General features: G+C 71.8%; 17 protein-coding genes. 6 read left to right on the top strand and 11 right to left on the bottom strand.

What is annotated here, in order from left to right; all coding sequences use genetic code 11:
• Positions 1 to 98: 98 nt before the first annotated feature.
• Positions 99 to 1310: a PLP-dependent aminotransferase family protein gene (locus ACH4DX_RS14390; RefSeq protein ID WP_398155226.1), complete on the top strand. Its 1212-nt coding sequence runs from the start codon at positions 99 to 101 to the stop codon at positions 1308 to 1310.
• Positions 1311 to 1319: 9 nt separating this feature from the next.
• On the opposite strand, the gene argS is transcribed toward ACH4DX_RS14390, so the two are convergent.
• Positions 1320 to 3098 (bottom strand): arginine--tRNA ligase, encoded by a 1779-nt coding sequence (gene argS / locus ACH4DX_RS14385; RefSeq protein WP_398155225.1) that lies wholly within the window; start codon positions 3096 to 3098, stop codon positions 1320 to 1322.
• A gap of 196 nt (positions 3099 to 3294) precedes the next feature.
• Between argS and lysS the strand changes: the two genes are divergently transcribed.
• Complete coding sequence (lysS, locus tag ACH4DX_RS14380; RefSeq protein ID WP_398155224.1) at positions 3295 to 5052, top strand: lysine--tRNA ligase; 1758 nt, start codon at positions 3295 to 3297, stop codon at positions 5050 to 5052.
• 45 nt (positions 5053 to 5097) lie between these two features.
• Here lysS and ACH4DX_RS14375 read toward each other — a convergent pair whose 3' ends face one another.
• From ACH4DX_RS14375 to ACH4DX_RS14365, 3 genes are all read right to left on the bottom strand, one after another.
• Positions 5098 to 6696, bottom strand: coding sequence for a DUF2637 domain-containing protein (locus ACH4DX_RS14375; protein ID WP_398155223.1), 1599 nt, complete (start codon positions 6694 to 6696; stop codon positions 5098 to 5100).
• A gap of 212 nt (positions 6697 to 6908) precedes the next feature.
• A complete protein-coding gene (locus ACH4DX_RS14370; protein ID WP_398155222.1) occupies positions 6909 to 7814 on the bottom strand; it encodes a DUF3558 domain-containing protein in 906 nt (301 codons plus the stop codon).
• Between the two features lie 156 nt (positions 7815 to 7970).
• The gene (locus ACH4DX_RS14365; RefSeq protein ID WP_398155221.1) at positions 7971 to 8972 is read right to left on the bottom strand and encodes a DUF3558 domain-containing protein; all 1002 of its coding nucleotides are present in this window, start codon (positions 8970 to 8972) and stop codon (positions 7971 to 7973) included.
• Between the two features lie 182 nt (positions 8973 to 9154).
• On the opposite strand from ACH4DX_RS14365, the gene ACH4DX_RS14360 reads away from it, so the two are divergent.
• Positions 9155 to 10348 carry an RtcB family protein gene (locus ACH4DX_RS14360; protein WP_398155220.1) on the top strand — a complete coding sequence of 398 codons (1194 nt, stop codon included), beginning with the start codon at positions 9155 to 9157 and terminating at the stop codon, positions 10346 to 10348.
• 32 nt (positions 10349 to 10380) lie between these two features.
• On the opposite strand, the gene ACH4DX_RS14355 is transcribed toward ACH4DX_RS14360, so the two are convergent.
• The 6 genes from ACH4DX_RS14355 to ACH4DX_RS14330 all read right to left on the bottom strand — a co-directional run bounded on the left by ACH4DX_RS14355 (position 10381) and on the right by ACH4DX_RS14330 (position 14515).
• Complete coding sequence (locus ACH4DX_RS14355) at positions 10381 to 10590, bottom strand: hypothetical protein (protein ID WP_398122244.1); 210 nt, start codon at positions 10588 to 10590, stop codon at positions 10381 to 10383.
• A complete protein-coding gene (locus ACH4DX_RS14350) occupies positions 10590 to 11369 on the bottom strand; it encodes an SDR family NAD(P)-dependent oxidoreductase (RefSeq protein ID WP_398122243.1) in 780 nt (259 codons plus the stop codon). Before ACH4DX_RS14350 ends, ACH4DX_RS14355 begins: the two co-directional genes overlap by 1 nt.
• A gap of 127 nt (positions 11370 to 11496) precedes the next feature.
• Positions 11497 to 11832, bottom strand: a complete 336-nt coding sequence (locus ACH4DX_RS14345; protein WP_398122242.1) for a YnfA family protein — start codon at positions 11830 to 11832, stop codon at positions 11497 to 11499.
• A 272-nt stretch (positions 11833 to 12104) separates the two neighbouring features.
• Positions 12105 to 12626: a GNAT family N-acetyltransferase gene (locus ACH4DX_RS14340; protein WP_398155219.1), complete on the bottom strand. Its 522-nt coding sequence runs from the start codon at positions 12624 to 12626 to the stop codon at positions 12105 to 12107.
• A gap of 48 nt (positions 12627 to 12674) precedes the next feature.
• Entirely contained in the window at positions 12675 to 13550 is an 876-nt protein-coding gene (locus ACH4DX_RS14335; RefSeq protein ID WP_398155218.1) for a serine hydrolase, read from the bottom strand.
• Entirely contained in the window at positions 13547 to 14515 is a 969-nt protein-coding gene (locus tag ACH4DX_RS14330; protein WP_398155217.1) for a LysR family transcriptional regulator, read from the bottom strand. Before ACH4DX_RS14330 ends, ACH4DX_RS14335 begins: the two co-directional genes overlap by 4 nt.
• Before the next feature lie 86 nt (positions 14516 to 14601).
• On the opposite strand from ACH4DX_RS14330, the gene ACH4DX_RS14325 reads away from it, so the two are divergent.
• Positions 14602 to 16074 (top strand): peptidoglycan D,D-transpeptidase FtsI family protein, encoded by a 1473-nt coding sequence (locus tag ACH4DX_RS14325; RefSeq protein WP_398155216.1) that lies wholly within the window; start codon positions 14602 to 14604, stop codon positions 16072 to 16074.
• An 8-nt stretch (positions 16075 to 16082) separates the two neighbouring features.
• Here the strand turns inward: ACH4DX_RS14325 and ACH4DX_RS14320 are convergent, their stop codons facing one another.
• Positions 16083 to 16679 (bottom strand): hypothetical protein, encoded by a 597-nt coding sequence (locus tag ACH4DX_RS14320; protein WP_078965292.1) that lies wholly within the window; start codon positions 16677 to 16679, stop codon positions 16083 to 16085.
• A 209-nt stretch (positions 16680 to 16888) separates the two neighbouring features.
• Here ACH4DX_RS14320 and hemL point away from each other — a divergent pair, with 209 nt between their 5' ends.
• Positions 16889 to 18223: a glutamate-1-semialdehyde 2,1-aminomutase gene (gene hemL / locus ACH4DX_RS14315; protein ID WP_398155215.1), complete on the top strand. Its 1335-nt coding sequence runs from the start codon at positions 16889 to 16891 to the stop codon at positions 18221 to 18223.
• Positions 18220 to 18915 (top strand): histidine phosphatase family protein, encoded by a 696-nt coding sequence (locus ACH4DX_RS14310; RefSeq protein WP_398122237.1) that lies wholly within the window; start codon positions 18220 to 18222, stop codon positions 18913 to 18915. Before hemL ends, ACH4DX_RS14310 begins: the two co-directional genes overlap by 4 nt.
• Positions 18916 to 19189: the final 274 nt, after the last annotated feature.

Below are 19189 nucleotides of genomic sequence, written 5' to 3'. Positions count from 1 at the left end.
GCGGTCAGTGTCGCCAGGGTCCGTATCGCGGAATGGCTGTTGTAGACGGCACCCACGTGACTACCCTGCCCGGGACCTCACGTAGGGAAGGGAACCCGATGACCGTCACCAGCAGCGCCCCCGCCGCCGCCCCCACGCCGCCGCTCGCCGCGCGTGCCGCCGCCATCGGGGGTTCGCCGGTACGGGACATCCTCGCGATCACCGCGCGGCCCGAGGTCATCAACTTCGCCGGCGGGCTGCCCGCGCCCGAGCTCTTCGACGTGCGCAACGTCGCCGCCACCTACCAGGCCGTGTTCGACGAGGCGTCGGACCGGGCCATGCAGTACTCGACGACCGAGGGCGAGCCCGCGCTGCGCACCGCGCTGGCCGAGCGGTACACGAACCGCTCCCTGCCCACCGGCGCCGACGACCTGCTCGTCACCACCGGCTCCCAGCAGGGCCTTTCGCTCCTCGCCACCGCGCTCGTCGAACCCGGTGACACGGTGCTCGTGGAGAACCCCTGCTATCTGGCGGCACTTCAGGTGTTCGCGTTCGCGGGCGCGCGGGTCGTGGCCGTGCCCGGGGACGACGACGGCGTCGACCCCGGCGCCCTGGAGGCGCTCGTCGCCGAGCACCGGCCCAAGCTGTTCTACACCGTGCCCACGTTCCAGAACCCGACCGGCAGGACCGTCCCTGGCGACCGCAGGGCCGCCGTGGCCGCGGTCGCCGCCCGGCGCGGACTGTGGATCATCGAGGACGACCCGTACGGGGAGCTGCGGTTCGACGGCGAGCACGTTCCCTGGATCGCCTCGTACGCCGGCGCCGAGGACCGGACCGTGCTGCTCGGGAGCTTCTCCAAGGTGATGGCGCCGGGGCTGCGCCTCGGGTGGCTGCGGGCGCCCGCCGCGCTGCGGCGTGCCTGCGCCATCGCCAAGCAGGCCGCCGATCTGCACACGCCGACCGTCAATCAGCTCGCCGCCGCGCGCTATCTGGCCGACTACGACCTGGACGCGCACGTGGCCCGGGTGGCCGGGGTGTACCGGGAGCGGCGGGACGCCATGCTCGCCGGGATCGGGGACGCCCTGCCCGCCGGGTCCTCGTGGACCCGGCCCGAGGGCGGGATGTTCCTCTGGGTGCGGCTGCCCTCCGGGTACGACGCCACGGCGTTGCTGCCCGGTGTCGTCGCGCACCACGTGGCGTACGTGCCCGGGGCGCCGTTCTTCGCCGGGGACCCGGAGCCGGGGACGCTGCGGCTGTGCTTCGTCACGCAGACGCCCGACGAGATCGCCGAGGGGCTGCGGCGCCTCCGGCTCGGGCTCGGGCGGGCCTGAGGGTGCCCCCTACAGGCGCTCGGGGGTGCGGACGCCCAGGAGTTCCATGCCCTTGTTGAGGGTGCGGGCCGTGAGGGCGACGAGGAACAGGCGGTTCTCGACGACCTCGGCGGGGTTGTCGGCGCTGAGCACCTGGCACTGGTCGTAGAACGTGGTCAGGTGCGAGGCGAGCTGGTACAGGTACGCGGCCAGCTTGTGCGGGGCGTACTCCTCCGCGGCCTCCGCGACCGCCGCCGCGAACTGGTCCAGGTGCAGGCCGAGGGCCCGCTCCGCCGGGGCGAGGTCGAGCTCGGGGTGCGCCACGGGACGGGCGTCGCCCGCCTTGCGCAGGATCGACTGGATGCGGGCGTAGGCGTACTGGAGATAGACCGACGTGTCGCCGTTCAGGGAGACCATCTGGTCCAGGTCGAACTTGTAGTCCCGTACCGCCGACGTGGAGAGGTCGGCGTACTTCACGGCGCCGATGCCGACCTGCCGGCCGTTTTCCAGGATCTCCTCCTCGCTCAGGCCCACCTTCTCGGCCTTGGAGCGCACCACGGCCGTCGCCCGGTCGATCGCCTCGTCGAGCAGGTCGATCAGGCGGACCGTCTCGCCCTCACGGGTCTTGAACGGCTTGCCGTCCTTGCCGAGGACCGTGCCGAAGGCGAGCTGCACCGCCTTGACGCCGTCCGTCAGCCAGCCCGCCCTGCGCGCCGTCTCGAAGACCATCTTGAAGTGCAGGGACTGGCGGGCGTCGACCACGTACAGCAGCGTGTCCGCCTTCACGTTGAAGACGCGGTCGCGGATCGCGGAGAGGTCGGTGGCCGCGTAGCCGAAGCCGCCGTCGGACTTCCGCACGATCAGCGGGACGGGGTTGCCGTCGGGGCCCTTCACGTCGTCGAAGAACACGCACAGCGCGCCCTCGGAGCGGACCGCGACACCCGACTCCTCGAGGAGGCGGCAGGTCTCGGCCAGCATGTCGTTGTAGCCCGACTCGCCGACGATGTCCTCGTCGTGGATCTCCACGTCCAGCTTGCCGAAGACCGAGTAGAAGTAGATCTTCGACTCGTCCACGAACCGCTGCCAGAGCGCCAGCGTCTCCGGGTCACCGGCCTGGAGGTCCACGACCCGGCGCCGGGCGCGGGTCTTGAACTCCTCGTCGGAGTCGAAGAGGACCCGGGCGGCCTTGTAGATGCGGTTGAGGTTGGACATCGCCTCCTCGCCCGCCTCCTCGCCCGCGGCGGCCTCCTTGTGGTCCAGCTCGTGCGGGTGCTCCAGGAGGTACTGGATGAGCATGCCGAACTGGGTGCCCCAGTCACCGATGTGGTGACGGTTGACGATCTTCTCGCCGGTGAATTCGAGGATCCGCTTGACGGCGTTGCCGATCACCGAGTTCCGCAGGTGGCCGACGTGCATCTCCTTGGCCACGTTCGGCTGCGCCCAGTCGATCACCGTGGTGCCGGGGTGCTCCGCGAACGGCACGCCGAGGCGGTCGCCGTCGGCGGCGCGGGCCGCGAGCGTCTCCACGACGGCCCGGTCCGTGACCGTGATGTTCAAGAAGCCCGGGCCCGACACCTCGACGTCCCGCAGCAGCTCCGGGGCGTCGATCGAGTCGACGACCTTCGTGGCGAGCTCCCGCGGGTTGGCCTTCGCCTTCTTGGCGAGCGCGAGGATGCCGTTGGCCTGGAAGTCCGCCCGGTCGCTGCGTCGCAGAAGCGGGTCCGTGGCTCCGGCCTCCGGCAGCGCTGCCGAGAGGGCGTCCGCGAGACGCTGGTGGACGGATGCGCTGAGGGACGTGACCGGGGCCATGAGCTTCCGTTCTGGTAAATGGCGTGCATCAGGGTGAGCGTCAAGTGTCCCATGGGGAGGGCCGCCGGTTCGCCCGGATTCACCCCGGCCCCCGCAGGGCCCCGCGCGCCCCGCCGGGCGGGGCCCCGGACCGGCTTCCGCCGTCTGGGAGAATGGCTCACGCCAGATTCCGTGGATCCCGAGGAAACAAGAGGACGTGCCGACCGTGGCTCAGAGCACCGATACCACCGACTGGGTCTCCCGCTACGCGGACGAGGTCATCGCCGAGTCGGAGCGTCGTGCCCCGGGCAAACCTGTGGTCGTCGCCTCCGGTCTGTCCCCCTCGGGCCCCATCCACCTGGGCAACCTCCGCGAGGTCATGACCCCGCACCTCGTCGCCGACGAGATCCGCCGCCGCGGCCACCAGGTCCGGCACCTGATCTCCTGGGACGACTACGACCGGTACCGCAAGGTCCCGGCCGGTGTCCCCGGCGTCGACGAGTCCTGGGCCGAGCACATCGGCAAGCCCCTGACGTCCGTGCCCGCGCCCGCCGGGTCCGCGTACCCGAACTGGGCCGAGCACTTCAAGGCCGCGATGGCGGCCTCGCTCGCCGACCTGGGCGTGGAGCACGACGGGATCAGCCAGACCGAGCAGTACACCTCGGGGGCCTACCGCGAGCAGATCCTGCACGCGATGCGCCGCCGCGCCGACATCGACGCGATCCTCGACCAGTACCGCACGAAGAAGGACCCGGCCAAGGCCCAGGGCAAGGGCAAGCAGCAGAAGCCGGCCGACGAGGCCGAGCTTGAGGCCGCCGAGGGCTCCGGCGCGGCCGCCGAGGACGACGGCGGCGGCGGATCCGGCGGGTACTTCCCGTACAAGCCCTACTGCGGGCAGTGCGGCAAGGACCTCACCACCGTCACCTCCTACGACGACGACTCGACGGAGCTTGCCTACGTCTGCACGGCCTGCGGCTTCCAGGAGACCGTGCGCCTCAGCGAGTTCGACCGCGGCAAGCTGGTCTGGAAGGTCGACTGGCCGATGCGCTGGGCCTACGAGGGCGTGATCTTCGAGCCCAGCGGCGTCGACCACTCCTCGCCCGGCTCCTCGTTCGTCGTCGGCGGGCAGATCGTCCGGCAGATCTTCGACGGCGTCCAGCCCATCGGCCCCATGTACGCCTTCGTCGGGATCTCCGGCATGGCCAAGATGTCCTCCTCGCGCGGCGGCGTGCCCACGCCCGCCGACGCGCTGAAGATCATGGAAGCGCCGCTGCTCCGCTGGCTCTACGCCCGCCGCAGGCCCAACCAGTCCTTCAAGATCGCCTTCGACCAGGAGATCCAGCGGCTCTACGACGAGTGGGACAAGCTCGCCGCGAAGGTCGCCGACGGCTCCGCGCTGCCCGCCGACGCCGCAGCGTACGCGCGCGCCGTGGGCACGGCCGCCGGACCGCTGCCCGCGACCCCGCACCCGCTGCCGTACCGCACCCTCGCCTCCGTCGCGGACATCACCGCGGGCGCCGAGGACCAGACGCTGCGCATCCTGTCCGAGCTCGACCCGGCCGACCCCCTGGCCTCCCTGGACGAGGCCAGGCCGCGCCTCGACAGGGCGGAGGCGTGGATCAACGCCCACGTCCCCGCCGACCAGCGCACGGTCGTACGGCAGACCCCGGACACGGAGCTGCTCGCGTCCCTCGACGATGAGGCCCGCGAGTCGCTCGCGCTGCTCCTGGAGGGCCTCGACTCCCACTGGTCCCTGGACGGCCTGACCCACCTCGTGTACGGCGTCCCGAAGGTCCGCGCCGGCTTCTCCGCCGACGCGGGACCCAAGGAGCTCCCGCCGGAGATCAAGACCGCCCAGCGCACCTTCTTCGCGCTCCTGTACCACCTGCTCGTGAGCCGCGACACCGGCCCCCGCCTGCCCACGCTGCTCCTCGCCGTGGGAGCGGAGCGGGTGCGCAAGCTGCTCGGGGCCTAGCGCGACGCGGGGGCCCCACGGCCCCCGCGGTGCCCGGCGGGGCCGCTACGCGATGTGTTCGGCGTCCTCGTCGAGCGAGCGCTGGTAGCGGTCGCGGAAGTCGCGCAGGTACGGCCGGAGCGTGCTCTCCGTGAGGGGGCCGCCGGACTGGCCGGTGACGCCGTACAGGTCCATCAGGTACAGGCTGAACTGGCGGGCGTTGGGATAGTCGCCCAGCTCGCCCACGTACTTGCGGAAGGCGTTGAAGTACGCCTCCTCGCGGGTCATGTCGTCCGGAAGGCCCGCACTCTCCGCCGCGGCGGGCTCGGGCAGGGGCTCAGGGGCGCTCTCGGGGGCCGGGGCCTGCTCCTCGCGCGGGCCGGGGATCAGCGGGGGGTTGGCGAGGGGGCGGGTGCGGCCCGGGCCCGCCGGGACCCGGAATCCGGAGCCGTCGTCGGCCGTCTCGGGCTGCGCGGCGTAAGTCCCCTGCTCGTGGGCCTGCTGCCCGTAGACCTCCTGGGCTCGGGCCCGGCGGTCGTGGACCCGCTGGTCGTAGGCCTGCTGCTCGTAGGCCTGCTGGTCGGCGTACTGCTGCTGCTCGTACGCCAACTGCTCGGCGTAGCCCTGCCCCTGTGCCTGTTCCTCGTACCACTCGTCGTACGGGGCCTCGGGGTCGTACGACACCGGGCCCTCGGCGTACTGCTGCGGCGGCTGCGGGGCCGCGAACCACGGGCTCGCGTGGGCGCCGGGGGGCTGCTCCTCGGGGGCGGGCTCCGGCTCCGGGGCGGGCTGGTCCCCGGGAGCGGGCTGCGGCTCCACGGCGGGCCCCGGTGCGGGCTGCGGCTGCGGTGCGGGCTCCGGATCCGGCAGGGGGCGGGGCTCGGGGGACGGGTCCTTGGCCAGGGCCGCGGGGGACGGGGTCTCCGCCTTCGTCAGCTCCGGCGTGCGGGGGGCCGGGGCCGGGGCCACGGGCGGGAGCAGGGCCGGTTCGATACCGGCCGCCGCCAGACCCGCGGGCGCCGTCTCCGCGAGCGGTACGCCGTAGCGGGCCAGGCGCAGCGGCATCAGGGACTCCACCGGGGCCTTGCGGCGCCAGGAGCGGCCGAAGCGGGACCGCAGCCGGGCCTGGTACACCAGGCGCTCCTGCTCCAGCTTGATCACCTGGTCGTAGGAGCGCAGCTCCCACAGCTTCATGCGCCGCCACAGCAGGAACGTCGGCACGGGGGAGAGCAGCCAGCGCGTCATGCGCACGCCCTCCATGTGCTTGTCGGCCGTGATGTCGGCGATCCGGCCGATCGCGTGCCGGGCCGCCTCCACCGCGACCACGAAGAGCACCGGGATGACCGCGTGCATGCCCACGCCCAGCGGGTCCGGCCAGGCCGCGGCGCCGTTGAAGGCGATGGTGGCGGCCGTGAGCAGCCACGCCGTCTGGCGGAGCAGCGGGAAGGGGATCCTGATCCAGGTCAGCAGGAGGTCGAGCGCGAGCAGGACGCAGATGCCCGCGTCGATGCCGATGGGGAAGACCACCGAGAAGGAGCCGAAGCCCTTCTTCTCCGCCAGCTCGCGCACGGCCGCGTACGACCCCGCGAAGCCGATCCCCGCGATGACGAGCGCACCGAAGACGACGACCCCGATGAGTATCCGGTGCATGCGTGTCAGCTGCATCGCGGCCACCCGCGAACCCCTCCCTGCCTGTGCCTGTACCGGTGCCTGTGCCTGTGCCCGCCCGGCGTGTTGCGAGCGACAGCCTGGCACATCTGTGCGCGCACTCGTACGCCGGTACGGCGGAAGCCCGGCCACCGGGGCGGCCGGGCTTCCGCAACTGCGCTCAGGGAGCGGCGAGTTGATGGTCCGTCGGGGGAGGCGGGGGGGAGGGATCAGCCCTGGGCGTCGTTCCCGGGCGCGGCACCGGACCCCTCGCCGGAGTCCTTGGAGCCCTCGGAATCCTTCGGGTCCTCGGAGGCCTTGGGGTCCTTCGGGGCCTTCGAGTCCTTGCCGTCCGTGGCCGGACCCTCGGCGCCGCCCGCCTTGTTGGCGTCGGCGACCGCCGCCACGGCCTCCTTGGCGGCCTTCTGCGCGTCCTTGGCGAGCGAGGACGCGTCCGGCGAATCGTCGCCCGCGAGCCCCGCGCCGTTGTAGTCGACGGTGACGACGGCGTTCTCCAGGCGGGCCACGAGCGTCTGCTGCTTGAAGGTGTCCTTGTCCTTCTTGACGTCGTAGCTGACCAGCGTCGCCTGGTCGCCCACACCCTGCACCGGCGTGGTCTTGACGCCCTTGGCGTCCTTCGCCGCCTGGGCGTCGGTGACCTGCTTGGTGAAGTTGGTCTGGGCGCGCTTGGCACCCGCGCCGAGCGACTGGTCGGACTCGAAGCGGTTCAGCGAGACCCGCAGCCAGCGGAACTGCGAACCGTCGACGCCGTTGTTGTCCAGGCTGTCCCACGTGCAGTTGCCGCGCGTCGACACGTCGTTCGACGTGCCCGCCTTGCCGGACTTGTTCTTGGCGGCGGGGACGAGGTCGCCGAGCGTCTTCTCGGAGAGCGCGTCACAGGGCTCGGGGAGCTTGCCGAAGGCGGCCTTCTCCACCTCGGCGGGCTTGTCGGCGGAGCCGTCGGCGCCACCCGACGCGGAGGCCGAGGACTCGGCTGCGCCCGCGTCCTTCTTGTCCCCGTCCGATCCGGAGTCGTCGCCGCTGCATGCGGAGGCGAAAAGGATCACCGGTACGGCGGCCGCGCCCACAAGAACGCGGGTGAGTCGCTGTCGCTGTCGCTGTGCGGGTCGGTGCATGGTTCCTTCACTCAGGTTCACGGGGTCACTCGGGTTCACGGGGCACTCGGGTCGCTCGGCGCCCGTGCCGTTCGATGGGGCCGTTGAGTCACCGTACGCGGTGTGCGAACCGGGTGACCCGGGTTCCCGGCAGCCCGCGGGCGGGCCGCGGGGGTGTCAGCCGTCGAACCTGTCGGCGAGCTTCCCGGCGAGTTCGCGCGCGTTGTCCTGCATTTCCTTGGAATCGGGGACCTCGGTGCGGCGGGCGGGCTGCTCGTCGTACTCGACGGTGACGATGACGTTCGACGTGCGGAACACCACAGTCACGGTCCGGTGCCGGGTGGCCGCCGCGGCCGTCGCGAGGGTGTCGTCGACGAAGGCCTCCTCACCCAGGTCGTCCAGGGTGCGGGGCTCGTAGCCCTCGGGGGCGGACCGGGTGGCCTCGGGGTCGCCCTCGCCCTCGGTCGCGTTCTCGGTGGCGTGGGGGGTGGGACCCTCCGGGCCGTCGGCCTTGTGGGCGCTGCGGGAGCCGCGGGAGCCGTCGTCGGAGCGGGCCGCGGAGCCGGACGCGCCGTCCTTCTCCTCGCCCCCATCGCCCTCCTCGCCCCCATCGCCCTCCTCGCCCTTCGCGCTCTCCTTGTCCGTGGCGGGCCCGTCGGAGGCGCCGGGCCCGTCGCTCCCGCCGCCGTCCCCCGTGGGCTCGGAGTCGGACTCGGACTCGGAGTCGGAGGGTGCCGGAATGCCCGCCTCCGTCAGCTTCGCCCGGTAGTTGTCCTCGGCGCGGGTGTCGTCGCTGACCGTCCCGTCGTACGACACCACGCGCTCGAAGTCGACCAGCAGATGGTGCGTGGCGTCCGGCGCCTCGACCTTCCAGCGGCAGCCCACGCGCCGGTCGGTGTCGTAGGTGACCGTGGCGGCGCCCTCGTAGGCCCTCTCGCGCTGGACGGGGTCCTCGATGTCCGTGAGGCCGGGCAGCAGGGAGTCGAGCGAGGACGGGTCGACCGCGCCGCAGGGCTCGGGCAGCGTGCGGTACTTGCCGGGCTCCGCGACGGCCGCGGCGCTGCCGGACTCGCCCGGCTTGCCGTCGTCGCCGCCGGTGGTGCCCGAGCCGCCGGTGCACCCGGCGAGCAGCACCACGAGGAGCGCGGCGGCGCCCGGTACGTAGACCCTCCGCTGCACCGTGCTGGCTCCTCTCGACGTGGACGGCCTGGTTATTCGGTTGCCGCCGGCGGACGACCGGTGGAGACAATGTGTATCGCACGCACTGCTGTGGATGCCGGTCCGTTGTCTCATACGTCGACCTTGGCGCCGGTATTTGCGCTTCACGTCTTTTGTTGTCGTACCGGGGGAATGGGGAAGCCATGTCGTACGTGGAACTGCCGGGTGCGAACGTGCCCATCCGGATGTGGGCGGACCCGAGGACGGTCGAGGGCGCCGCCATGCAGCAGCTCCAGAACGTCGCCACGCTGCCGTGGATCAAGGGCCTGGCCGTGATGCCGGACGTCCACTACGGCAAGGGCGCCACGGTCGGCTCGGTCATCGCCATGCAGGGTGCCGTGTGCCCGGCGGCGGTGGGCGTCGACATCGGCTGCGGAATGTCGGCGGTGAGGACGTCGCTGACGGCCGCCGACCTGCCCGACGACCTGTCCCGGCTGCGCGCGAAGGTCGAGCAGGCGATTCCGGTGGGGCGGGGGATGCACGAGGACCCCGTCGGGCCGGAGCGCTTCCACGGGGTGGCCACCGGGGGGTGGGACGACTTCTGGGGACGGTTCGAGGGAGTGGCGGAGGCGGTCAAGTTCCGTCGGGAGCGGGCCGTGAAGCAGATGGGGACGCTCGGCAGCGGAAATCATTTCGTTGAAGTATGTGTAGATATGTCCGATTCGGTGTGGCTCATGCTGCACTCCGGGTCCCGCAACATCGGCAAGGAGCTCGCCGACCACCACATCGGGGTGGCCCGCGACCTGCCGCACAACCAGGGCCTCGTGGATCGCGACCTGGCGGTCTTCATCGCGGACACCCCGCAGATGGCCGCGTACCGCAACGACCTGTTCTGGGCGCAGGAGTACGCGAAGCACAACCGGAAGCTCATGATGGAGCTCCTGAAGGACGTGATCCGCAAGGAGTTCAAGAAGGCCCGTCCCGACTTCGAGCGGGAGATCTCCTGCCACCACAACTACGTGTCCGAGGAGCGCTACGACGGCATGGACCTGCTGGTCACCCGCAAGGGCGCGATCCGCGCGGGCTCCGGTGACCACGGCATCATCCCGGGCTCGATGGGCACCGGCTCGTACATCGTGAAGGGCCTCGGCAACGAGGCGTCCTTCAACTCCGCGTCGCACGGCGCGGGCCGCAGGATGAGCCGCAACGCCGCGAAGAAGCGCTTCTCCACGCAGGACCTGGAGGAGCAGACACGGGGCGTGGAGTGCCGCAAGGACTCCGGTGTCGTGGACGAGATCCCCGGGGCGTACAAGTCCATCGACAAGGTCATCGACCAGCAGACGGACCTGGTCGAGGTGGTGGCGAAGCTGAAGCAGGTCGTCTGCGTGAAGGGCTGAGCGGTCGCCCGGCGCGGGGGCCGGGCGGGCGCCTACCCGGAGTGGGTGACCGCGTAGATCATGACGAAGGCGACGATGTGGATGCCGAAGAGGAAGTACGCGAGGTACCACCACACCATGCGTTCGTTCTTCTTCTCCTCGGCCAGGCGGCGGGACTCCTGTTCGTAGGTGAGCCTGACCAGGGGGTCGGGGGAGTCGGGCGAGCCGCCGGGGGTGCCGGGGTCGTCGGCGGCGTACGTCATCACAGCTCCCGGTGGACCTTCGTGTTGGACGCCTGGGCGCGGGGGCGGACCACGAGGAGGTCGATGTTGACGTGCGGCGGGCGGGTGACCGCCCAGGTGATCGTGTCCGCCACGTCCTCGGCGGTGAGCGGCTCGGCCACGCCCGCGTAGACCTTGGCCGCCTTCTCCTCGTCGCCGCCGAAGCGGGTCAGCGCGAAGCCCTCCGTCCTGACCATGCCGGGGGCCACCTCGATCACGCGGACCGGGGTGCCGACGATCTCCAGGCGGAGGGTCTCGGCGAGTACGTGCTCGGCGTGCTTGGCCGCCACGTAACCGGCGCCGCCCTCGTACGTGCCGTGGCCCGCCGTCGAGGAGACGACGACCACGGTGCCGTCACCGCTCGCGGTGAGCGCGGGGAGCAGGGCCTGGGTGACGTTCAGGGTGCCGATGACGTTCGTCTCGTACATCCGGCGCCAGTCCTCTGGGTCGCCCGTCGCGACCGGGTCGGCGCCGAGCGCGCCGCCCGCGTTGTTCACGAGGACCGCGATCTCGCGGAAGGCCGTCGCGAAGGTGTCGACGGCCGCGCGGTCGGTGACGTCGAGGGCGTACGCCGTCGCGTCGTGCCCCGCGGCCGTCAGCTCGGCGGCAAGGGCCTCGATGCGGTCCTTGCGGCGGGCCGTGAGCACCACCCGGTGCCCTGCCGCCGCGAGGCCGCGCGCGGTGGCCGCGCCGATGCCGCCGCTGGCACCGGTGACGATCGCGATGCCGGGCTTGCGGGGCGTTTCGGCGGCGGCTGCCATGCGGGGCTCCCTGGGGTTCGGGTCCGGTTCCGGTGCGGATCCGGCTGCGTACGTGCGGTCCGTGCTGGGCCGGTCCGGTCAGCATAGGCGGGCGTGGGCCCGGGCCCCACGGGGCCTCGGGGCGCCCTCAGCCGCCGCGCGGGGCGTACATGATGACGGCCATGCCCGCGAGGCAGATCAGCGCGCCCGTGACGTCGAAGCGGTCGGGCCGGTAGCCGTCCGCGACCGCGCCCCAGGCGAGCGAACCGGCCACGAAGACCCCGCCGTACGCGGCCAGGATCCGGCCGAACTCGGCGTCGGGCTGGAGCGTGGCCACGAAGCCGTAGGCGCCGAGCGCGAGCACTCCCGCGCCGACCCACAGCAGGCCGCGGTGTTCGCGCACGCCCTGCCAGACCAGCCAGGCGCCTGAGATCTCGAAGAGGGCGGCGACGACGAAGAGGGCTGCGGAGCGGGCGACCGACATGGTCACCAGGGTGGCATGTGGGGTCTGCGGGGGTTCGGAGCGGCACCGGGTGCCAGGGACGGCCGTGGCGGCGGCGCCGGGCGGGAGCGGGGCTCGCGCCGGTGTCGGCTCGTGTGATGCCGACTCGTGCTGGTGTCGGCCCGTGCTGGTGTCGGCGCGTGCTGGTGTCGGCGCGTGCTGGTGTCGGCGCGTGCTGGTGTCGGCGCGGGCCGGTGCCGACTCGGGCCGGTGCCGACTCGGGCCGGTGCCGACCCCTCCTACCCCTGTCGCCGCTACCCCCGCGTCAGGTCGATCCGCCAGTCGTTGCACCGCATCCAGCGGCCCTTGGGGTACTCCATCTCCTCGTCGCCGAGCAGGACGAAGCCCGCCCCGCGGCACACCCCGTTGGACGCGGCGTTGTCCACGGAGGGGAAGGCGTGCAGGTGGCGGTGCGTGTCCGTGGCGCGGGCCGCGGCCACCACCAGGCGCACCGCCGCGCCCGCGATCCCTTGGCCCTGGGACTCGGGCAGCACGCCCCAGCCGGCCTCCCAGATGTCCTCGCCGTGGTGGGTACTCTCCCAGAAGCCGACGATCCCGGCCGTGCTCTCCTCGGGGCCCGCCACGATCCGGAACATCCAGCCGCTGCGGCTGCCTTCGAGGCCCAGATAGCGCCGGTGCCGGTCGAGGAGCTTCTCGTCGGACTCGGGGCCGCCCAGGTGCGCGGTCATCTCGGGTGCGTTGTGCCGGACGAGCAGGTCGAAGTCGTCCTTGGACCAGGGCACGAGCCGGACGTCCGGTGCTGGTGATCTCTCCATTCCCTCACGGTAGGCAAAGGGTCTGACAGTCCCGCCCCGCCGCCCGCCTCACCCCGCCGCCCGCAGCGCCTCCACCGCGATGCGCGCCGCCGTGCCGATGACGGCGTCCGCCGACGGCAGGGTGGCGTCGGTGCGGGCGGCGCGGGTGAAGACGGCGACGGCGTAGCGGCCGCCGTCGGGGTACTCGACGACGCCCACTTCGTTGCGCAGCGTCGGCAGGCTGCCGGTCTTGCCCGCGACGTGGACGTCGTCGAAGGGGAAGCCGGCGGCCAGGCGGTGCGGCCACACCTGGAGGCCGAGGACGCGGCGCACGGCCGCGCCGTGCTCGGGGGTGCAGGCCTCGTCCCGCCACAGGGCGCGCAGCAGGCGGGTCATGTCGCGGGGGGTGCTGTGGTTGGAGCGGGCCGGGTCCAGGGCGCGGAGGCGGGCGATGACGTAGGGGTCGGTGAGTGCCCGGGCGCCGCCCGGGCCCGCGTCCTCGCGCATGGACTCGAACATCGCGCGGAAGGTGTGCAGGGCCCGGGTGCGGGTGAGGCCGAGGCGGGCGGTGGTGGCGTTCACGGCGTCGAGGCCGACGCGGGCCAGGCAGAGTTCGGCGGCGGTGTTGTCGCTGACGGCCGTCATCAGATAGGCCGCGTCGCGCAGGGACATCCGGACGGGGTCGAGCATCGCGGAGAGCCCGGTAGGACCCGAGGCCCGCCCGTCAGCGGGGCACTCGACCTGCTCGGTGAGGTCGACGAGGCCGGCGGCGGCCTGTTCGTGCAGGGTGATCAGGACGCACAGCTTGTGGACGCTCGCGGTGACGACGGCCTGGTCGGCGCCGGTGCCGACGTCGGCGCCGGAGTCGATGTCGACGGCGTGCAGCCGGCCCGTGACGCCGGCCTCGGCGAAGGCCTCCCGGAGGCGTGCGGGGGTGTTGGTCACAGCCAGTACTCCGCGGTAGGGCGCAGATGGAGTGGGCGCGGGGGCGTGTCGGCACTCACGGCGGCGGTGCTGTGCAGGGCCCGCGTGACCGCCCGCGCGAAGGTGCTCACGGCGGTGTCGCCGCGCCCCTTGGGCCAGGCGACGGAGTGCCGCAGGGCGAGCGGGGCGCCCGCGAGTGGCCGCCAGACCAGGTCGAGGTCCTGGTCGGCGGCGGGTGCGGGATGGGCGTCCTTGGGGCCGAAGGCGACGGCGTGCGAGGACAGGATCAGGCCGCGGACGAAGCTGGCGCCCTGGCCGTGCCGGACCGCCGTCGGGGTGTAGCCGTCGCGGGCGCAGGTGGTGAGCAGGTCGTCGTGCAGGCCCGGGGCGGCGCTGCGGTGGAAGAGGACCAGGTCGTAGCCGGTGAGCGCGGTGAGCGGCACCTCGGTGAGCGCGGCCGCGGGGGCGCCGCGCGGCAGCAGGACGCCTATTTCGCGGCGCAGTACGGGGCCGAGTTCGAGGCCGGTGACGTCGCAGGGGTGGTGGATGAGGCCGACGTCGAGGTCGTGGGCGGCGAGCTGGGCGAGCTGCTGGGCGGTGGTGAGTTCGCGCAGCTCCAGTTCCACGCCGGTGCCGTGGGCGCGGAAGCCGTCGAGGAGGGCGGCGACGGTGTCGCCCGCGATGTCCGGCGGGAGCGCGGCGCGCAGCAGTCCGCTCTCGCCGTCCCGGATGCGGCGTGCGGTGGCGAGGAGCGCCTCGGAACGGCCGAGCAGTTCGCGGGCGTCGTCGAGGAGGAGGGTGCCGGCCTTGGTGATCGTCACCTGGCGGCTGGTGCGCTCGAAGAGCCGTACGCCGAGGTGGCGTTCCAGGCGCTGGATGCGTTGCGACAGGGGCGGCTGCGCCATGCCGAGACGCTCCGCGGCCCGACCGAAATGTGACTCTTCTGCAACAGCCACAAAGCACTCCATGTGCCTTATCAGGTCCACGAGCAGCAACGATATCGCGGATTGATGGATAAGTGGGCGATAGGGAACTTGGACATGAGGGGGCGAAGTGCTGTTCTGTTCGGCGCATGAACAAGACCGTCCGCCGTGCCGCCGTCTTCTGCGGTGTCCTCGTCCTGGCCCTGCTGATACGCGCGACCTGGGTGCAGTTCGTGCGGGGCGACGCCCTCGCCGAGCACGACCTGAACCGGCGGGTGAAGATCGACACCTTCGCCCAGCCGCGTGGTGACATCGTCGTCGGCGGCCGGGCGATCACCGGTTCGGTGCCGACGCCGGGGTCGGACTTCAAGTACAAGCGGGTCTACCGGGACGGCCCGATGTACGCGCCGGTCACCGGCTTCTTCTCGCAGAGCCAGGGGCAGACCTTCCTGGAGGGGGTGCACGACGACCTGCTCAGCGGCAAGGACAGGCGGCTGCTCGGCTCGCCGCTCGACACGCTGACGGGGGAGCGCCCCGCGGGCGGCGACGTGATCACCACCATCGACCCGAAGGCGCAGCGCGCGGCGTACAAGGGGCTGACGGATCTGGACGCCAAGGGCGCGGTGGTCGCTCTCGACCCGCGCTCCGGGCGGATCCTGGCCATGGCGAGCACGCCCTCGTACGACCCGTCGGTGTTCGCGGGGATCTCGGGCAAGGACGGGGCCGCGTTCAAGAAGCTGAACGAGGACAAGCGCAAGCCGCTGAACAGCCGCGCGTTCCGCGAGACGTATCCGCCGGGCTCGACGTTCAAGATCCTCACGGCGGCCGCCGCCCTGGAGCACGGCACGGTCACCGACATCGACGCGCGCTCGAAGGCCCGCGCCCCCTACCGGCTGCCGCTCAGCTCGACGACGATCGGCAACGTGGTGCCGGACTCGATGTGCGACAAGGTCTCCATGAAGACCGCGATGCAGTGGTCGTGCAACAACGTCTTCCTCGACGCCGCGCTGCGGACCGGCAAGGACGGCATGCGGGAGACGGCCGAGAAGTTCGGCTTCAACGAGGAGCAGTTCATGCCGGTGCGTACGGCGCCGAGCGCGTACCCCGAGAAGCTGGACGAGCCGCAGACCGCGCTGACCGGCATGGGGCAGGGCAGTGTCACCACCACCCCGCTCCAGATGGCCATGGTGACCGCGGGCCTCGCCAATGACGGCAAGGTGATGAAGCCGTACCTGGTCAAGGAGTTGCGGGGCTCCGACCTCTCGACAGTGGCGAAGACCGAGCCGCAGGAGCTGAACCGGGCCGTCTCGGAGTCCACCGCGCGCAAGGTCCAGGAGATGATGGAGCACACCGTGACCGACGGCACCGGCGACAAGGTGGCGATCGAGGGCGTCACGGTCGGCGGCAAGCCCGGCACCGCGCAGCACGGCGCGCATGTGCGCGACGAGCGCCCGTACGCGTGGTTCGTCTCCTACGCCAAGCGGTCCGACGGCAGCTCGCCGGTGGCCGTCGCCGTCCTGGTCGACCCGCAGGACATGGACATCTCCCGCTCGGAGATCGCGGGCGGGAAGCTGGGGGCGCCGATCGCGAAGGCGGTGATGAAGGCGGTGCTCAAGCGCTGACGGCGGGCCTAGGGCCACACCAGGCAGTAGGCCTGGTGTCCCGCGTCGTGCAGGCGGTGGCTGAAGTCCTGCCACTCGTGCAGGAGTTGGTAGACGTTGAAGGCGTCCCTGGGGCCGCCGCGGTCGGGGACCGTCGACCAGATGAAGGCCGCCGCGCCGACCGACTCCTCGCCGACGCCGCGCAGCGGGTCGACGACCGTCATGGGGAGCTTGACGACGGCGTAGTCGGGGTGCAGGACGACCAGTTCCAGCGGGGGGACCTTGTGCAGGGGTATGCCCTCGATGCCGGTGAGGACCATCGCGGCCATCGTCTCCGGCTTGATCTTGGTGAACATGCCGCCCATGCCCAGCTCGTCGCCGCCGAGTTCCTCGGGGCGCATCGAGATGGGGACCCTGGCCGCCGTGGCGCCGTCGGGGGCGCCGAAGTACTTGTACGTCACCCCCACCCCGCCGCTCCTGATTCCCGACCGGTCACGCTCCACCCTGTCCGGCGTCCGCTGCTCGGGGGCCGGGACCGCCTCTGCCTCTCGCCGGTGCTTGCCCCGCCGGGCACGCCGGGGGACCGGGCCGTCGGTCCCCTCGCCCAGTCCGCCACCGCGCTGCATATCTCCACCCGAGTGCTTTTCTAAGGCGCGTGGACCCTGCCACGCAACCCGATCATCGTGTCAGTGACCTCCCCCACGGTCACCCGCCGAAACGTGGGGCGAAACACCGGTCCACGGGATTTCCGCGCCCGCCGCCCCCTGGCTGGGGAGACGGCGTGGAAAGCCGCCGCGCGGGAGGCCCGGCCACGATGTCCGGACCCTCTGACACCATGGTTCATGTGAGCTTCCCGTATAGCGCCCCAGTTTCGCAGACTCTCTTCGACCGTGCGGCGGCCGTGACGCCCGGCGGTGTGAACTCGCCCGTGCGCGCCTTCCGCGCGGTGGGTGGTACGCCCCGTTTCATGGTGTCCGGTACCGGTCCGTACCTGACGGATGCCGATGGACGTGAGTACGTAGACCTCGTGTGTTCCTGGGGTCCGATGATCCTCGGGCACTCCCACCCCGAGGTCCTCGCGGCCGTCCAGGAGGCCGTCGCCCGCGGCACCTCCTTCGGCACGCCCGGCGAGGGCGAGGTCGCCCTCGCCGAGGAGATCGTCGACCGGGTCGCCCCCGTCGAGCAGGTCCGGCTCGTCTCCAGCGGCACCGAGGCCACGATGTCCGCCATCCGGCTCGCCCGCGGGTTCACGGGCCGGGCCAAGGTCGTCAAGTTCGCCGGCTGCTATCACGGGCACGTGGACGCCCTGCTCGCCGCGGCGGGGTCGGGCGTCGCGACCCTCGGCCTGCCGGACACGCCCGGTGTCACGGGCGCCCAGGCGGGCGACACCATCGTCCTTCCGTACAACGACCTGGAGGCCGTGCACGAGGCCTTCCACACCCACCCCGGCGAGATCGCCTGTGTGATCACGGAGGCGTCGCCGGGGAACATGGGCGTGGTGCCGCCGCGGCCCGGCTTCAACGAGGGCCTCAAGGCGGCCTGTGCGAAGAACGGCGCGCTGTTCATTTCCGACGAGGTCATGACCGGATTCCGTACCAGCAGGGCGGGTTGGTTCGGTGTCGACGGCGTGACCCCGGACCTGATGACCTTCGGAAAGGTCATGGGCGGTGGATTTCCCGCCGCCGCATTCGGTGGCCGCGCCGATGTCATGGGGCATCTCGCGCCGGTGGGCCCGGTTTATCAGGCGGGCACGCTGTCCGGGAATCCGATCGCCACGGCCGCCGGTCTCGCGCAGTTGCGCCTCCTCGACGACACCGCGTACGAGAAGGTCGACGCCGTCTCGCTCGAACTGCGCGGACTCGTGAGCGACGCACTGCGCAAGGAAGGCGTGGCGCACCGGGTGCAGAACGCCTCCAATATGTTCTCCGTGTTCTTCACCGACCGTGAGGTGCGCAATTACGAGGACGCGAAGGGCCAGGAGTCCTTCCGCTTCACCGCGTTCTTCCACTCGATGCTGTCGCAGGGCGTGTATCTGCCGCCCTCGGCCTTCGAGTCCTGGTTCGTTTCCACCACCCATGACGAGCGTGCCGTGGAGCGCGTCGCGGCCGCCCTGCCGGCCGCCGCCCGCGCGGCCGCCGAAGCCACGAACTCCCCGGAGGGCTCCGCATGACCGCGGCCGGCAAGCGTGCCGAAGAGCTGACCGTCGTCCACCTCATGCGCCACGGCGAGGTGCACAACCCCGACGGGGTCCTGTACGGGCGGCTCGACGGCTATCACCTCTCCGACCTGGGCCGCCGGATGGCCGACCGGGTCGCCGAGCACCTCTCGTCGCGGGACGTCACGCACGTCGTGGCGTCGCCGCTCGAGCGCGCCCAGGAGACGGCGACCCCCATCGCCAAGGCGCACGGCCTCGACCTGGCCACCGACGGCCGTCTGATCGAGGCCGAGAACGTCTTCGAGGGCAAGACCTTCGGAGTCGGCGACGGCGCCCTGAAGAACCCGGACAACTGGAAGCACCTGGTCAACCCGTTCAAGCCGTCCTGGGGCGAGCCGTACATCGACCAGGTCGTGCGGATGATGGGCGCGCTGGACGCGGCCAGGGACGCCGCCCGCGGCCACGAGGCCGTGTGCGTCAGCCACCAGCTGCCCATCTGGATCGTGCGCAGCTATGTGGAGAAGCGCAGGCTGTGGCACGACCCGCGCAAGCGGCAGTGCACGCTCGCCTCGCTGACGTCGTTCACCTATCGCGGCGACAAGATCGTGTCCGTGGGTTACTCGGAACCTGCCCGAAATCTTGTCCCCAAGCACCTGCTCGCGGGCGCCAAACCCGTGAAGGGCAAGAGCAAGGCTTTTGGCGCCTGACTCCTCCGGCGCCGCGATTACCCGGCACCGGCAACGGCGCTGACGTTCCGTAGCGGCCCGGTCACGAAAGGCGGGCGCTTCTCCATTAACACGGAGAAGCGCCCGCCTTTTCGTGTCCTGTGCGTCCGCTGTGTGCGCCGGGTAATGGTGCGGGCACCCTGTGACGTCGAATGTCTGCCCTGTGTAATAAGGCCCATATCTGTATCGCTGTCCGGAACCCCGACCCACGCCGCACCCTCTAAGGAGTTGTCCTTCCGCCGGGGAGGACCGAAGG

Origin of the sequence: Streptomyces sp. NPDC017940, from assembly GCF_044328435.1 — a bacterium.
Lineage (GTDB): Bacteria > Actinomycetota > Actinomycetes > Streptomycetales > Streptomycetaceae > Streptomyces.
This window is presented reverse-complemented; position numbering and strand designations above follow the sequence as displayed.

Bases quoted from the DNA above. Each gene is read 5' to 3' on its own strand.
- ACH4DX_RS14390 (WP_398155226.1), top strand. From the start codon at position 99: ATGACCGTCACCAGCAGCGCCCCCGCCGCCGCCCCCACGCCGCCGCTC.
- argS (WP_398155225.1), bottom strand. From the start codon at position 3,098: ATGGCCCCGGTCACGTCCCTCAGCGCATCCGTCCACCAGCGTCTCGCG.
- ACH4DX_RS14375 (WP_398155223.1), bottom strand. From the start codon at position 6,696: ATGCAGCTGACACGCATGCACCGGATACTCATCGGGGTCGTCGTCTTC.
- ACH4DX_RS14370 (WP_398155222.1), bottom strand. From the start codon at position 7,814: ATGCACCGACCCGCACAGCGACAGCGACAGCGACTCACCCGCGTTCTT.
- ACH4DX_RS14360 (WP_398155220.1), top strand. From the start codon at position 9,155: ATGTCGTACGTGGAACTGCCGGGTGCGAACGTGCCCATCCGGATGTGG.
- ACH4DX_RS14355 (WP_398122244.1), bottom strand. From the start codon at position 10,590: ATGACGTACGCCGCCGACGACCCCGGCACCCCCGGCGGCTCGCCCGAC.
- ACH4DX_RS14350 (WP_398122243.1), bottom strand. From the start codon at position 11,369: ATGGCAGCCGCCGCCGAAACGCCCCGCAAGCCCGGCATCGCGATCGTC.
- ACH4DX_RS14345 (WP_398122242.1), bottom strand. From the start codon at position 11,832: ATGTCGGTCGCCCGCTCCGCAGCCCTCTTCGTCGTCGCCGCCCTCTTC.
- ACH4DX_RS14340 (WP_398155219.1), bottom strand. From the start codon at position 12,626: ATGGAGAGATCACCAGCACCGGACGTCCGGCTCGTGCCCTGGTCCAAG.
- ACH4DX_RS14325 (WP_398155216.1), top strand. From the start codon at position 14,602: ATGAACAAGACCGTCCGCCGTGCCGCCGTCTTCTGCGGTGTCCTCGTC.
- ACH4DX_RS14320 (WP_078965292.1), bottom strand. From the start codon at position 16,679: ATGCAGCGCGGTGGCGGACTGGGCGAGGGGACCGACGGCCCGGTCCCC.
- hemL (WP_398155215.1), top strand. From the start codon at position 16,889: ATGGTTCATGTGAGCTTCCCGTATAGCGCCCCAGTTTCGCAGACTCTC.
- ACH4DX_RS14310 (WP_398122237.1), top strand. From the start codon at position 18,220: ATGACCGCGGCCGGCAAGCGTGCCGAAGAGCTGACCGTCGTCCACCTC.